General features: G+C 71.0%; 12 protein-coding genes. 6 read left to right on the forward strand and 6 right to left on the reverse strand.

All coding sequences use genetic code 11. From position 1 onward, the window contains the following. Nucleotides 1-72 precede the first annotated feature (72 nt). From BM064_RS18995 to BM064_RS19005, 3 genes are all read left to right on the forward strand, one after another. Complete coding sequence (locus tag BM064_RS18995) at nt 73-1,206, forward strand: IS110 family RNA-guided transposase (RefSeq protein ID WP_092862290.1); 1,134 nt, start codon at nt 73-75, stop codon at nt 1,204-1,206. Between the two features lie 318 nt (nt 1,207-1,524). After that, on the forward strand, nt 1,525-2,106 hold the full coding sequence (locus BM064_RS19000) for a P-loop NTPase family protein (RefSeq protein ID WP_092862292.1): 582 nt from the start codon (nt 1,525-1,527) through the stop codon (nt 2,104-2,106). A gap of 111 nt (nt 2,107-2,217) precedes the next feature. Continuing rightward, nucleotides 2,218-3,105, forward strand: coding sequence for a hypothetical protein (locus BM064_RS19005; RefSeq protein ID WP_092862294.1), 888 nt, complete (start codon nt 2,218-2,220; stop codon nt 3,103-3,105). An 82-nt stretch (nt 3,106-3,187) separates the two neighbouring features. Here the strand turns inward: BM064_RS19005 and BM064_RS19010 are convergent, their stop codons facing one another. The 4 genes from BM064_RS19010 to BM064_RS19020 all read right to left on the reverse strand — a co-directional run bounded on the left by BM064_RS19010 (nt 3,188) and on the right by BM064_RS19020 (nt 6,542). Continuing rightward, a complete protein-coding gene (locus BM064_RS19010; RefSeq protein ID WP_092862296.1) occupies nt 3,188-3,748 on the reverse strand; it encodes an EF-hand domain-containing protein in 561 nt (186 codons plus the stop codon). Between the two features lie 186 nt (nt 3,749-3,934). Further along, a complete protein-coding gene (locus BM064_RS19015; RefSeq protein ID WP_092862298.1) occupies nt 3,935-5,764 on the reverse strand; it encodes an SLC13 family permease in 1,830 nt (609 codons plus the stop codon). 217 nt (nt 5,765-5,981) lie between these two features. Then, on the reverse strand, nt 5,982-6,149 hold the full coding sequence (locus tag BM064_RS27560; protein WP_177236327.1) for a hypothetical protein: 168 nt from the start codon (nt 6,147-6,149) through the stop codon (nt 5,982-5,984). 177 nt (nt 6,150-6,326) lie between these two features. Continuing rightward, complete coding sequence (locus tag BM064_RS19020; protein WP_092862300.1) at nt 6,327-6,542, reverse strand: hypothetical protein; 216 nt, start codon at nt 6,540-6,542, stop codon at nt 6,327-6,329. A gap of 242 nt (nt 6,543-6,784) precedes the next feature. Here BM064_RS19020 and BM064_RS27015 point away from each other — a divergent pair, with 242 nt between their 5' ends. After that, the gene (locus BM064_RS27015) at nt 6,785-7,774 is read left to right on the forward strand and encodes a hypothetical protein (RefSeq protein WP_143103382.1); all 990 of its coding nucleotides are present in this window, start codon (nt 6,785-6,787) and stop codon (nt 7,772-7,774) included. Here the strand turns inward: BM064_RS27015 and dnaE are convergent. Continuing rightward, nucleotides 7,771-11,244, reverse strand: coding sequence for a DNA polymerase III subunit alpha (gene dnaE / locus BM064_RS19025; RefSeq protein WP_092862302.1), 3,474 nt, complete (start codon nt 11,242-11,244; stop codon nt 7,771-7,773). The genes BM064_RS27015 and dnaE overlap by 4 nt on opposite strands. A 308-nt stretch (nt 11,245-11,552) precedes the next feature. On the opposite strand from dnaE, the gene BM064_RS19030 reads away from it, so the two are divergent. Together BM064_RS19030 and BM064_RS19035 are read left to right on the forward strand one after the other, a co-directional pair. Next, nucleotides 11,553-12,398: a hypothetical protein gene (locus tag BM064_RS19030; protein ID WP_092862304.1), complete on the forward strand. Its 846-nt coding sequence runs from the start codon at nt 11,553-11,555 to the stop codon at nt 12,396-12,398. 265 nt (nt 12,399-12,663) lie between these two features. Next, the gene (locus BM064_RS19035; protein ID WP_092862306.1) at nt 12,664-12,984 is read left to right on the forward strand and encodes an NIPSNAP family protein; all 321 of its coding nucleotides are present in this window, start codon (nt 12,664-12,666) and stop codon (nt 12,982-12,984) included. Between the two features lie 260 nt (nt 12,985-13,244). Here the strand turns inward: BM064_RS19035 and BM064_RS19040 are convergent, their stop codons facing one another. After that, a complete protein-coding gene (locus tag BM064_RS19040) occupies nt 13,245-14,768 on the reverse strand; it encodes a DEAD/DEAH box helicase (RefSeq protein WP_092862308.1) in 1,524 nt (507 codons plus the stop codon). Between the last annotated feature and the right edge of the window lie 341 nt (nt 14,769-15,109).

The following is a 15,109-nucleotide window of genomic DNA, read 5'->3' on the forward strand; positions in this document are numbered from 1 at the left end:
CGTCTCCGTCGTGTTATGCCGGGGATTGCCCGTACGGCACGGAGCAGAGCCCCATACACGAGGAGACGAACCATGGGAGAGGGTACAGCATTTGTCGGTCTGGACGTGCACAAAGAGACGATCGCAGTGGCGGTGGCCGAGGACCGCCGCGGCGGCGAGGTACGCTATCTCGGCGAGATCGCGAACACGCGCGAGGCGATCCGCAAGCTGGTGGCGAAGTTGAGCAAGGCGCACGACACGCTGCATTTTTGTTACGAGGCCGGCCCCTGTGGCTACGGCATCCATCGCCAGCTGAGCGAGATGGGCCACGACTGCGAACTGGTCGCGCCGTCGAAGACGCCCGCCCGCCCCGGCGACCGGGTCAAAACCGACCGCCGCGACGCGGTGCTGCTGGCGCGGCTGCACCGGGCCGGTGAGCTGACGCCGGTCTGGGTGCCGGACGAGGGCCACGAGGCGATGCGCGATCTGGTTCGCGCCCGCACCGCGGCCATGGAGAGCCTGCGCCGCGCCCGCCAGCAGCTCTCGGGCTTCCTGCTGCGCCACGACCGGGTCTTCCGGACGGGCTGCAACTGGACGAAGAAGCACCGCGTCTGGCTCTCGGGCCTGCGCTTCCAGCATCCCGCCCACCAGATCGTGCTGCAGGAATACATCCACGCGGTCGACGACGCCGCGGCCCGGCTCGCCCGGATCGAGGGTCAGATCCGCACGCTCGTCCCGATCTGGTCGCTGGCACCCGTGGTCGAGGCCATCCAGGCTATGCGCGGCGTCAGCTTCATCTCCGCCGTCACCGTGATGGCCGAGACCGGCGATCTCGGTCGCTTCGACAATCCCCGCCAGCTGATGAGCTGGCTCGGGCTCGTGCCGTCGGAATACTCGAGCGGCCCAAGGACGGCGCGGGGCGGCATCACCAAGGCTGGCTCGAAGGACGCGCGACGCATGCTGATCGAGGGCGCCTGGACCTATCGCTGCCACGCCGCGGTCGGAAAGGTGCACATGGCGCGGCTCGAAGGACTGCCGCAGGAGATCCGCGACATCGCCTGGAAAGCGCAGATCCGGCTCTGCGCCCGGTATCGCCGGCTCAGTGCGCGCGGCAAGCCCGCGACCCTGGTCGTCACCGCCATCGCCCGCGAACTGGCCGCCTTCATCTGGGCCATCGCCCGCATCGTCACCCCGAGCACACGCCCTGCAGCAGCGGCAGCTTGCTGAGAAAAGAAAGGAGCTGACACCACCCGACATCCCCGGCGCGTGTCACTGGGGGCAGGGCCATCCGGGAATCCACGAGGTTCCTTTGTGGCCGGCGGTTCGCTCGGATCCGTCGACGCCCGCAGGAAGACAGTCGGCAAGCCCAGGACGGATCAACGGTCATGCGGTACCCAACCCGCGCATCAGAGTGTGATCTACCGTCGTCTGAAGGCTCTGCCCCCAGCCATGCGCGCCGCACACATCCACGACACCCGGCAGCGAAGACGGCGCCGGGTCATCGCATCGCGCGAAAAACTTGACAAACGAACATGAGAGGGAACCATGCAGATGCCGCGCCTCCATCTCGCCGGCGCCTCCTGTTCGGGCGTCACCACACTGGGCGGACTTCTGGCCGCGCGGCTGGGCGTCCCGCAGATCGACGTCGACGACTGGTACTGGCTGCCGACCGACCCGCCCTACACCGCCAAGCGCCCGCCCGAGGAGCGCGTGGCGCTGATCCGGGAGCGGCAGGCGGCGCAGCCCGGCTGGGTGCTGACCGGCTCCTTCGTCGGCTGGGGCGACGCGCTGATCGCGGACGTGGACCTGATCGTGTTCCTGCGCACGCCCACGCCGGTCCGCCTGCGCCGCCTCGACCGGCGCGAGGCCGCGCGCCACGGGGCCCGCATCCTGCCGGGCGGCGACATGCACGCGGCGCATCTCGCCTTCCGCGACTGGGCCTCGCGCTACGACGATCCGGCGTTCTCCGGCCGGTCCCTCGCGGGACACGAGCGCTGGCTCGCCGCGCAGACCGCGCCCGTCCTGCGGCTGGAGGGCGAGCAGCCGGCCGAGGCGCTCGCAGAACGGGCGCTGGCCGCGCTGCCGCGCCCCGCCCGCCAGGCCGCGCCGAGAGCCCCGGCGCCGTAGCTTTTCCGTTTCCGCGCCATGGGTTGCTGGCGGATCGGATCCGCGCCATTGTGCCCCCCTGCGCACCAACCGGAACCGAGGGTTCCGACCCCCGCGCCCGGGAGGGCCTCCATGACGCTCCGCTCCATCCGACGCCTGGCCGTCGCCGCCGCCCTCGGCCTCGCCGTCGGGCTGCCCGCCGCCGGACCGGCCTCGGCGCTGCAGATCCTGCTGACCGAGCGGACCTCCGGCCAGACCTTCTCCACCTTCTCCCGCGGCACGGCCGGGCCGGAGGCGCCCGGCGCCACCGGCGGCGGGACGCTGGGGGCGGTGATGGCGGCGGCGGCGGCGTTCTGGGAGGACGTGATCCTCGACCCCGGCACGCTGTCGCTGGAGTTCGGCTGGCAGGCCCTGTCGGGCAGCACGCTGGCGGTCGCCACGCAGCTCGGCTCGCGCGACTATTCGGGCGCCGGCAAGGGGGGGCTGATCCGGGTCGACAACGACCGCGGCTGGTTCCTCGACCCCACGCCGACGGACGCCTCCGAGTTCGGGCCGCTGATCGAGTCGATCGTCGACCTCGGCGGCGGTCCGATGACGGTGGGGCGGGAATACGCGGCCGCCTCCGGCCCGGCGGCGGGCGTCTTCGACCTGTTCGGCACCGTGCTGCACGAGATCGGGCACCTGCTCGGCCTCGCCGACTTCGGCGACACGGCCTTCGACGCGGGCGAGCTCGACATCGCCGTGGGCCCCTATGCGGGCGCGGTGGTGGACCTGACCGAGGTCGGGGGCGGGCATCTCGACATGGCCGACGCGCTGATGAAGCCGACCACCCCGGCGGGCCTGCGCCGGATGCCCACCGATGCGGACGTGGCCGCGATCCAGCAGCTCAGCGGCTTCGTCTCGGTCGACTATTCGCTCAGCGCCGCGGCCGCCACGGCGCCGGTGCCCCTGCCGGCGGGCTGGGCGCTGATGATCGGCGCGGCGGGCGCGCTGGGCCTGGCGCGCCGTCGGGCGGCCTGACGGCGGAACGGGGCCGCAGGCGGCCCCGTCCCCGTCTTCGCGGTCCGGCCCGGGAGGCGACGGCGCCCCCGGGCCGCGCGCCTCACTCCGAGGCGGGGGGCGTCTCGGGCGCGGTCGCGCCGCCCATGCCGCCGTTCATTCCGCCCCCCATGCCGCCGTGCGTTCCGGGGCCCATGCCCCGGCCCATGCCGCGCTCGGGCTTCATGAAGCCGCGGATCTCCTCGGGGGTCAGCCCGCCGCTGTCGTCGGCGTCCATGGCGCGGAAGATGCGGGCCTGGATCTCCTGCATCTCCTCGAGCGAGACCTCGCCGTCGCCGTCGGCGTCGGCCACGGCGAACATCATCTTCATCATCATCGGCGAGTGGCCCGGCCCGCCCCGGTGCATGCCGCCATGCATGCCCCCGTGCTTGCCGCCGTGCATGCCGCGATGCATGCCGTGGCGCCCCTCGTCGGGGCCCATGCCGCGGCCGCGGGGGCCGTCGTCCCGGTCGTGCATCCAGGGCGCCTTGGCCCCGTGGCCCTGCTCGGCGGCGGCGGGGCGCTCGGCGGGGCCGGCGGCGGGGGAACCGCCCTGCGCGTAGGCGCCGAGCGCGCCGAGGGCGAGCGCCGAGGCGGCGAGGGCGGGGATCACGATGCGTCGCATGGATCGTCTCCTTCTCGATCGTCCAGAGGACGCGGCGGCCCATCTGGGCGGCCGTCGAGACTCAAACGCCCCACGCGCCCGTCTCCGTCGCGCGACGTGGCGGCGCCCCCTGCACCCGGCGGCCGGGCGCCGCGCCCCGCGCGGGGACGGGCCGGGGAGCCGTGGCCCGCCGCGGGGCCGCTCCGTTCAGCCCCAGATCCACCATACCGCCGGGCCGCCGACGGCCAGCACCAGCAGCTCCAGCGGCAGGCCCATGCGCCAGTAGTCGCCGAAGCGGTAGCCGCCGGGGCCCATGATGATGGTGTTGTTCTTGTGCCCGATGGGGGTGAGGAAGGCGCAGGAGGCCGCCACCGCCACGCCCATCAGGAACGGATCCTCCGGCACGCCGATGGTGCGGGCGATGGAGACGCCGATGGGGGCCGCGATCAGCGCGGTGGCGACGTTGTTGAGGAAATCCGACAGCGTCATCGTCACCGCCATCAGCGCCAGCAGGATCGCGATGGGCGGCCAGCCCTGGGTGGCCGAGACCAGGGCGTCGGCGATCAGCTGGGCGCCCCCCGTCTCCTCCATCGCCTGGGCGATCGGCACGAGGCAGGCGAGCAGGACGATCGCCTTCCACTCGATGGACTCGTAGACCTCCCGCCCCCGCACCACGCCGCCCAGCGCATAGGCGCCGACCACGCCGACCAGCGCCACCGGTAGCGGCAGCCAGCCCATCGCCGCGATCCCCACGGCGGCGAGGAAGGTCAGCGCCGCGAACAGCGCCTTCTGACGCTGGAGCACCGGCGTCTCCCGCCCCTCCAGCGGCAGCACGCCCAGCCAGCCCATCACGTCGGCCATCCGCTCCCGCGGCCCCAGCAGCAGCAGCACGTCGCCCGGCTGCATGCGCAGGCGCGCCACATGCTCGCGGAACCGCCGCCCCTGGCGGGAGACGCCCAGCAGCACCACCCCCTGCCGGGGCGCCAGCCGCAGGCCCGCGGCGGTGCGCCCGGCGGCCCAGGCGCCTTCGGGCACGATCGCCTCGACCAGCGTCAGGCGGCCCGAGATCGCGGCCCGCGGATCGCGCTTGCGGTCGGGGGGCGGATCGCCCTGGTCGGAGATCTTGCCCGCGTCCGCATCCGCCGCCTCCCAGGCGGCGGGGTGGTGGAGGCCCGCGGCGGCCATGAAGCCCTCGATGGCCGCGGGCTCGCCCTCCACCGTCAGCAGGTCGCCCGCGCGCAGCTCCTCGTAGCGGGCGAGGCCGGGCAGGCGCCGCTCGCCGCGGGTGATGCCCAGCAGGTTGACGTCGTGCTCCTCGGTCAGGGGGGTCAGGTCGGCCAGCCGCTCGCCGATGACCTTGGCGCCGTCGGGGGCCAGCACCTCGGCGATGTAGAGCGAGGCCTCGGCCTCCTCCACAGGCGCGCGGCCGCCCCGCGGCAGCAGGCGCCAGCCGACCAGGGCCACGAAGAGGATGCCGACCGCCGCCACGATCAGCCCCACGGGGGTGAAGTCGAACATGCCGTAGGGGGCGCCCAGCGCCTCGGCCCGGTACTGGGCGACGACGATGTTGGGGGGCGTGCCGATCAGGGTGATCATGCCGCCGAGGATGGTCGCGAAGCTGAGCGGCATCAGGGTCGAGGACGGCGAGCGCCCCGCCTTCTTCGCCGTCTGCAGGTCCACCTGCATCAGCAGCGCCAGCGCCGCCACGTTGTTGATCACCGCCGAGAGCCCCGCGCCCACGGCCGAGAGCAGCCCGATATGCGACCACAGCGGCCGCTCGGGATCGGAGACGCGGGCGGCCAGCCACTCGATCGCGCCGGAGTTCTGCAGCCCGCGCGAGACCACGAAGACCAGCGCCACCACCGCGACGGCGGCATGTCCGAAGCCCTCGAAGGCGTGGTCGGCGGGGACCAGGCCCAGGGCGACGGCGGCGAACAGCGCGAGGAAGGCCACGAGGTCGTAGCGCAGCTTCCCCCAGATCAGCAGTCCGAAGACGACGCCCATCAGGGCGAAGAGCTGTGCCTGCTCGGCGGTCATCCGGATCCCCCTCGTCGGATTCTACCTGCGCAATCTGCCCCGGGGGAGGCGGCGAAGCCAAGGCGGAGGCGCGGCCATTCCGGGGGCGGAGGCGTCCCGGCGAGGGCCGGGCGCCCGGGTCCGGAGGCGCCCTGCGGGCGGGCTTGGGCCCGCCGCGCGCGACGCTCTGCAGGGGGCGGGGGCGGGCGCCGGTCCGGCGGCGGCCCCGGCGCGCGCCTCAGGCCGGGGCGCCGTCGGCCGCGGGGGCGCGCGGCGCTCCCGGCAGGGCCGCGGCGGGCCCGGCCTCGGCCAGCCGGATGCGGACGATGTCCTTCGAGTAATCCCGCGCGGGCGAGGCGCAGGCGGCGAGGCCCAGGCAGGCGAGAACGATCAGCAGACGCGACATCGGGGCGCTCCACGCAACGCGGCCCCCACCCGGGGCCCGTCGCGGAGCATCGCCGACCCGCCTCAACACGAGGTTCAGGGGCGTGGTGAACCGTTGGTTTCCGCCCCGCCGCGCCTCTCGCCCAGCCCGGCCCCGTCGCCCCGGGGCTTCTGCGGGCGGAGGCGCCCTGCCCCCGGCTCAGCGTCCGACGGTGATCGCGAGGATGACGTAGAAGACCACGGCGACGCCGAGCAGCGCGGGCACGATCAGGCCGGCGTATCCGAAGACGATCACGCTGAGGATCCACAGCATGATGACGTTGAGCGCGAACCACAGCGGAGCATCCTCGCGCCCCTCGAAGGCGTCGCGGAGCATCCAGCCGAAGAGGGGCACGCGGTAGAGGATGGGGAGCATGGGGGGCCTCCGGTCATGGGTTTGACCGGAGGTAGGCAGGCGAAACGGAATGTGGGATGCGGCAGGGGGTCCGGGTCACGGGGGTGTGAGGGTAAAGGGCATGAGTCGATGACAAGGTTGGTACGCATCACCCAAGGAGAAGCGAAAGACCCGGTGCGGCCAAAACCGCCAAAGCAATCCCGTTGAACCGTCGTCGCACAATGCGCTAGATTGCATGGATTCGGATCTAGCTGAGAAACACCTTGAAAAACTGGAATATCCCCGCATCTTCTCTCGCGTTTTTTGCAATTGTGCTCCTGTGCGGCATTGGCGGCGGCATCATTTTTGAGAATGCCCTCTCGAAAGAACAATTAGAACTCTCGACACTCGACGTGGTGTCAATGATCTTCTCGATAGCGCTATCAACCGCATCTATTGTCCTAGCGGTCGTTGCCATTCAGCTGGGGCGTTCGTCGGAGCAAGCAATGATCCAGCGAAGTGACGACAGCACCGCTCGAAGTCACGAAATTTTCGCGAAGACCGTTGAAGCCCTAGAGTCCATTAAATCATCAACTGGGGTGACAGAGAAGCGAATTGAAGACATTATTGCCGGACGAGCAGGCGAACTCTCATCTGTAATTGCTGAACGTCTCGGAGAAAAGCGCGGAGGAGGCGAAGAGCTCGACGCAAACGCCATCCAACAGATGCTTCGAGAAACGCTTGCGTCGCACACTCCCCAGAGCGCGAGTGAAAGAGACGACGTTGAAGAAAAACGCAAGGAATTGGCAGAGCGTCGCCGACGGCAGGAAGAGATCTATGAAAGCATGCACCAGTCACTCTTGGAGGCCATATCTCAGCAGGGCGGCGTTCGAGCAATAAAAGCTGGCCACGGAACTCCATCCCAAAGTCAGAAAGGCACAATTGATGGAATTGACGCTGTGTTTAGACAAGGAAATACCCTAATTGGGCTTTCAACATTCCGGCCCTCAATGCGCAAGCCCGATCAAGAACAAGCGAACTCACTTGTTTCGTCCCTCATCCAGCCAATTCACAGTGGAATAATAAGCACTCTCTTCATTGTATTCTTTGAACCAGCGAGCGGCGATCTGTCGAACACGTTCGCCAAAGCCTTGTCTACAGTGAAGGATGAGATCGCGAACAAGGTCAAAATCATTCAACTAAGCAAGAATGATATCTCGAGCTGGGCGGCTGAGACTTTCGGCAACGATGCTACCGGATCTACTGACGCTTAAAACTCCTCCACCGTCACCACCCCCGGCGCCGCCTTGATCGCCCCCGCGATCTGCGGCGTCAGGGGGAACTCGCCCGGCAACCGCATCTCCACCTCGTAGGGCAGGTCCGGGGCCATCAGGACCAGGTTGACCGGGCCGCCCTTGGGGCGGGCGCCGGAGCCGGGGGTGAAGGCGAGGCGAGCCTTCACGGCGTCGACCGCGCCGGGGTCGTTGACGAAGACGCGCAGGCCCGAGGCGCCCGCCGTCGCCACCGCGCGGTCGATGGGTTGGGCGGCGCGGAGGAGGAGCTTGACCTCGCCCTCTGCCTGAGCCTCGGCCTCGACGGTGATCACCACCAGGGCGCCGGGTTCGAGGATCTCGCGGTATTGCTCGAGGGGCTCGGAGAAGCAGGTGGCCTCGTAGAGGCCGGTGGGGTCCGAGAAGCCCACGAAGGCGAAGCGGGAGCCGCGGGCGCTCTTGCGCTCCTGACGGGCGGTGACCACGCCGGCGAGCTTCGCGATCGTGCCGCCGGAGCGGCCGGCGCGGGCCTGGAGCTCGGCGATGGTCAGGACCCGCTGGCGCTCCAGCGCGCCCTTGTAGTCGTCGAGCGGATGGCCGGTGAGGTAGAAGCCGACCGCGTCATGCTCCTGCTTCAGGCGCTCGGCGGGGAGCCAGTCGTCGGTGCGCGACAGGCGCGGCTCGGGCAGCGCCGCGTTGGTCTCGCCGCCGCCGAAGAGGGAGACCTGGGCGGAGGCGGCCTCCTCGTGGCTCGCGGCGGAGTAGGCGACGAGCGCGTCCAGGCTCTCGAACATGCGCTTGCGGTTGGGGTCGAGCAGGTCGAAGGCGCCGGCGCGGGCCAGCATCTCCAGCGGGCGTTTCCCAATTTTCTTCAGTTCCACCCGGCGGGCGAAATCGAAGATGTCGCGGAAGGGGCCGCCGGAGGCGCGGGCGTCCTCGATCAGGCGCATCGCCTCGGGGCCGACGTTCTTCAGGGCGCCCAGGGCGTAGAGGACGGCGCCGTCCTTGACCATGAAATGGGCGTTGGTGCGGTTGATGCACGGCGGGATGGTCTCGATGCCCAATCGCTTCACCTCGCGCTGGTAGATCGCCAGCTTGTCGGTGAGGTGAAGGTCGCAGTTCATCACCGAGGCCATGAACTCGACCGGATGGTTCGCCTTCAGCCAGGCGGTCTGGTAGCTGACCAGCGCGTAGGCCGCGGCGTGGGACTTGTTGAAGCCGTAGTTGGCGAATTTCTCCAGCAGCGCGAAGACTTCCTCGGCCTTGGCCTTGCCCACGCCGTTGGCCTTGGCGCCGTCGACGAACTTCGGGCGCTCGGCGTCCATCGCCTCCTTGATCTTCTTGCCCATGGCGCGGCGCAGCAGGTCGGCGCCGCCGAGAGAATACCCGGCCATCTTCCGGGCGATCTCCATCACCTGCTCCTGGTAGACGATGATGCCCTGGGTCTCGTCGAGGATCGGGTCGATCAGGTCGTGGAGCTTGTCGCGCTCCTCGCGGCCGTTCTTGACGTTGCAGTATTTGGGGATGTTCTCCATCGGGCCGGGGCGGTAGAGCGCCACGAGGGCCACGATGTCCTCGATGCAGGTGGGGCGGAGGCGGCGCAGGGCGTCGCGCATGCCCGAGGATTCCACCTGGAACACCGCCACCGTGTCGGCGGAGGTGTAGAGGTCGTAGGTGGCCTTGTCCTCGAGGTCGATCTTCGAGATGTCGATGTCGATGTCGCGCAGGCGCAAAAAGTTGACGGCGCCCTGGATGACCGTCAGCGTCTTCAGGCCGAGGAAGTCGAATTTCACCAGGCCCGCCTGCTCGACCCACTTCATGTTGAACTGGGTGGCGGGCATGTCCGAGCGGGGGTCGCGATACAGAGGCACCAGCTCGTGCAGCGGCCGGTCGCCGATCACCACGCCTGCGGCGTGGGTGGAGGCGTTGCGGTAGAGGCCCTCCAGCTTCTCGGCGTAGTCCAGCATCTCGGCGACGACGGGGGAGTTGTAGGCCTCCTCGTTGAGGCGCGGCTCCTCCCGGCGGGCTTCCTTGATGGAGAGGGGCTTCACGCCCTCGACCGGGATCATCTTCGACAGGCGGTCGGTCTGGCCGAAGGGCATCTGCAGGACGCGGCCGACGTCGCGCACGGCGGCCTTGGACAGCAGCGCGCCGAAGGTGATGATCTGGGCCACGCGGTCGCGGCCGTATTTCTCCTGCACATAGCCGATGACCTCCTCGCGGCGGTCCATGCAGAAGTCGATGTCGAAGTCGGGCATCGACACGCGCTCGGGGTTCAGGAAGCGCTCGAAGAGGAGCGAGAACCGCAGCGGGTCGAGGTCGGTGATGGTCAGGGCCCAGGCGACGAGGCTGCCCGCGCCGGAGCCGCGGCCGGGGCCCACGGGGATGTCGTGGTCCTTGGCCCACTTGATGAAGTCGGCGACGATCAGGAAGTAGCCGGGGAAGCCCATCCCCTCGATGACGCCGAGCTCGTATTCGAGGCGGGCCTCGTAGTCCTCCTGCGTGCCGGCCATCGTGTCCTTCTCGCGCAGGACCTTGAGGCGCTCGGCGAGGCCCTCGACGGCCTGGCGGCGCAGCTCCTCCTTCTCGTCGTCGGCGAATTTCGGAAGGATCGGGGCGCGGGTGCGGGCGCGGAAGGCGCAGCGGCGGGCGATCTCGAGCGTGGTCTCGATCGCCTCGGGGAGGTCGGCGAAGCGGGCCTCCATCTCCCTGGCGCTCTTGAAATAGTGCTGGTCGGTCAGGCGGCGGCGGTCGTCCTGGCTGACGTAGGTCGAGCCCGCGATGCAGATCAGCGCGTCATGGGCGTTGAACATCTCGGGGCGGTCGAAGAACACCTCGTTGGTGGCGACCAGCGGCAGGTCGCGGGCGTGGGCCTGCTCGACGAAGAAGGGCTCGGTCGCGGCCTCGGGCTCGGTGCGGGGGTCGGCGTCGGTGGGGCCGTGGCGCTGGAGCTCGATGTAGAGGCGGTCGGGAAACAGCGCGTCGAGCTCGCCCAGCAGCGCCTCCGCCCGATCCCGCTTGCCGTCGCGCACGAGGCGGCCGAGCGGGCCGTCGGAGCCTCCGGTGAGGCAGATCAGCCCTTCGGAGCGCCCCTTCAGGTCGCCGAGCTGGATCGAGGGGATCTCCTGCTCGGTGTCGAGGAAGGTGCGGGAGACGAGGTCCATCAGGTGCAGCCAGCCGGTCTCGTCCTGCGCCAGCAGCACGATGCCCGCGGGATCGGGCGCGCGGGCGTCGGGGCGCGGCGGGGGCGCGTAGCGAAGCGCGAGCTGCGCGCCCAGGATCGGCTGCACCCCCGCCTTGGCCGCGGTCTCGGAGAATTCCAGCGCCGCGAACAGGTTGCCGGTGTCGGTGATCGCCACCGCCGGCATCCCGTGCTTCTCGCAGAGCGCGGGCAGCTTCTTGGGCTGGATCGCGCCCTCCAGCAGCGAATAGGCGGAGTGGAGGCGGAGGTGGATGAATCGGGGGCTGCTCATGGCCCGAGGATAGGCTCCGCAGGGCCCCGGGCGCCAGCGGCGCCGGAAGGGAAGGCGGCGCGGCGTCGGCGGCGTCCCGGCGGGCGCGCCGGGGGACCAGGCGGACCGCGTGGCCGGCAGGAGACGGGACGAACGAGCCCCCCGCACGCCCGGCGCGAAACCTGCCCATAGGTCACGCGAGTTGCGCGAAGATGAACAAGCCGTTAGCATCCGTCCCGTTCAACACCCTGCGTGAATTTTCAGAAGCGTTTTCATCTGAGGGAGGTTCGTCGGACCCGCGGGGTCCGCAAGACATCAGGGAGACGCATATGCGGCTCATTCCAGCAGCGGCGGCTGCGGTCGCGGCGATGGCGGGCCCGGCGGCGGCGCTGACCAGCTTCGACCAGGCCGTCACGCCGAACGTCCAGCTCCTGTTCGGGCTCGGCAACGCCAACACGGCGTTCACCGTGGACCGCGCCGACAACATCGAGGTCGGCCTGCGCGGCAAGCTGCGCTACGACAACAGCAACGCCCCCAACCCGGGCGGCCCCAACGGGACCTACAACAGCGACGGCGCCGGGCTCTACGCCTTCGATCCGTCCGACGGGATCGCGCCGGCGAACCGGTCGCTGTTCAACTTCGACTGGTCGGTGAACGTCAACCTGGACGGGACGGCGACGGATCGGTTCCTCGCCGACTTCACCTACCTTCTGTCGATCGACTTCGACCCGACCGCCGCGGTGGGCACGGTGAACGGGACCGACCTGATCGCGTTCGACCCGATCGGCATCGGCCCCGGAAGCCCCTGGGACCACGGGCTGGGCGACAACGGCTCGACCAGTCCGACGGTGGCGAAACAGTACGTGGCCGACGACGCCGCCGGCGGCACCGGCCTGCTGGGGGAGGACTACGCCGACGCGATCCAGATCTACTCGGTGGCGCAGAATTCCTGGAACCTGGGCTTCTACCAGCCCGTCGGCTTCGATCCGCAGACCGAGGGGCTCTACACCATCACCCTGTCGGTGTTCGGCGAGGGCGCGACGCCGCTGGCCTCGGCCTCGATCGACATCCGCTACGGCGACGTGCCCCAGCCGGTGCCCGTCCCCGCGGCCCTGCCGCTGCTGGCCGCGGGCCTCGCGGCCCTGGGCCTCGCCTCCAGCCGTCGCCGCGGCTGACCCGTCCCGCGATCCGCGGGGGCCCGGCGCCCGCCCCGTCCCGGGGCGGGCGTCTTCCGTTGGGCCCCCGACGCCCCGCGCCGACGCCGGACCAAGGCTCGCGGGCGCCGATCGACGCTGCGCGCGGCTCCGGCGGCGGATCGCGACCCCGGCGTTCACGGTCGGGGAGGCGTCGAAGGGCCATGAGATCTCCCGTCGCTTGCCGCTGGCGCCCGACCGGCCGGCCGGGTAGGCTCGCGCGCCAAAGCAAGGGAGGAAGGCCAAGATGCTCTACGAGATGCGCACCTATTCGGTGAAGGTCGGCAAGATGGCCGAGGTGCTGAAGCTCTATTCCGAAGAGGGCTACCCGGCGCTCGAGGCCGGCGGCCACGCGGTGCGGCTGGGCGGCTACATGGTCTCGGACACCGGCCCGCTGCACCAGCTGGTGCATGTCTGGCGCTTCAAGGACGACGCCGAGCGGCGCGCCCACTGGAAGGGCGTCTACGCCGACGCGGACTTCATGGCCTTCGCCGGCAAGCTGCGCCCGCTGCTCGACGCGCAGGAGGTGCGCCTGCTGTCCAACGCCCCCTTCGGCCCGGAGCTCTGAGCCCCGCCGCGCGCCGGCCCGGCCGCGTCGGGGCCGCGGTCGGGCCCCGGGCCTGACCCGGGCCCCCTCGCGGCCCGCCTGACGCGAAGGGCGCGCGGCCCCCGGGCGGCGCGCGCGCCGCTCTGCCGGCGTCGGCGAGGCCCGCGGCCTCCAGTCCCCGGTCCCCGGTCCCCGGTCCCCGCGACGGGCGTCTCCTGACGGCGAAAGGGCGAGGCGGTCTCCCGCCTCGCCCTTCCTGTTTTCCCTCGCTCGGGCGTCGCTCAGGTCCAGGCCTGGGCGCCCTGCCCGCCGGAGGCGCCGCGACCCCGGCCGCCGCCCCCGCCGCCGCGCCGGCGACGGGGCGCCTCGGCGCCGCCCTTGCCGCCGGGCTTGCCCGGCTTGGGCGCGTGGCTGGGCCGCGCGGGACCGCCCGCACGCTCGCCCGCGCCGCCCTCGGCCGCCTGCTGGGGCTTGCCCCGGCCGGGACGGCCCGGGCCGCCGCGACCGGCGCCGGCGCCGGCGCCCGGGCCACGGCCCTGGCCCTGCCCCGGACCGCGGCCCGGACGCGAGCCCCGGCCCCGGCCGCCGTCCTCGCGCCCGCCCTCGGCGGCGCGCGCGCTCTCGGCGGCGGAGAAATCGGTCTTGCGCGACGAGAGCTCGGCGGCCTCCTCGGCGAAGGCGGCCGGCAGCTGTCCGGTGGGGACCTTCTGGCGGGTGACCTTCTCGATGTCGCGCAGGTAGGCGCGCTCGTCCTCGGCGCAGAAGCTGATCGCCACGCCCTCGGCGCCGGCGCGCGCGGTGCGGCCGATGCGGTGGACGTACTGCTCGGGGATGTTGGGGATCTCGTAGTTGATCACGTGGCTGACGCCGGGCACGTCGACGCCGCGCGCGGCGATGTCGGTGGCGACCAGCACCCGCAGGGTCCCTGCGCGGAACGCGTCCAGCACCCGCTCGCGCTCGTTCTGGCGCTTGTTGCCGTGGATGGCCTTGGCGTCGATGTCGGCGCGGGCGAGGTTCTTCACCACCCGGTCGGCGCCGTGCTTGGTGCGGGTGAAGACCAGGACGCGGTCATAGTCCTCGGCCTTGAGCACCACGTTCAGCGCGGCCTGCTTGTCGCCCTGGCGCACGAAGTGGACGCGCTGGGCGACCTTCTCGGCGGTGGTGGCCTGCGGCGCGACCGAGACCTTCACGGGGTCGGTCAGGTACTGGCCCGCCAGATCGGCGATGGCGCGGGGCATGGTGGCCGAGAAGAACAGCGTGCGCCGCTTCTTGGGCAGCATCGGCACGATGCGGCGCAGGGCGTGGATGAAGCCCATGTCCATCATCTGGTCGGCTTCGTCGAGCACCAGCGCCTCGACCTTCGAGAGGGTCATCGCCCCCTGGTCGATCAGGTCCAGCAGCCGGCCCGGGGTGGCGACCAGCACGTCGGCGCCGCCCTTCATCGCCCGGATCTGGCGGTTGACGGAAACCCCGCCGAACACCGTCTCGACCTTCAGCGTGATGTGCCGGCCGTAGGAGCGGAAGCTCTCGGCGATCTGGTTGGCGAGCTCGCGCGTCGGCGCCAGCACCAGCACGCGGCAGGAGTGGGTGGGCCGCGCGATGCGGTCGCGCTGGATCATGTCGAGCAGCGGCAGGGCGAAGGCCGCGGTCTTGCCGGTGCCGGTCTGGGCGATGCCCAGGATGTCGCGGCCTTCCAGCGCCGGCGGGATCGCCTGGACCTGGATGGGGGTGGGGGTCTTGTAGCCTTCCTCCTCCAGCGCGCGATGCAGCGGCTCGGAGAGGGGCAGGTCGGAAAACGTGGTCATCGAGCGCCTTTCATGGGCGTAACGCGCCCTGGCGCGGCCATCGCATGGGCCGCGGGGCGCAAGGGGTCGTCGAACGACGGCCCGCGTGACTCAGGACGTGCAGAGAGCTGTTCGCGTCCGTTGGACCGCCGGATCCGGGGGCGGAGCTTTTGGGCCGCCCGAGCTTCACGCCATCCGGTCGATCGGGCCGGGAGGTTTCCCCGGCCGACGCATCCGGGCCATATGGCAGCGAACCTGACCGATAGCAAGCCCAACCTCGCGTCCTCTCCACCGATCCGCCCCGCGGGGCCCCGGAGCGACGCCCCCGGCGCCCCGTCCGCCGCGCACCGCGCCCCCCCCCC

The sequence above is a fragment of the Albimonas pacifica genome, from assembly GCF_900113695.1.
Lineage (GTDB): Bacteria > Pseudomonadota > Alphaproteobacteria > Rhodobacterales > Rhodobacteraceae > Albimonas > Albimonas pacifica.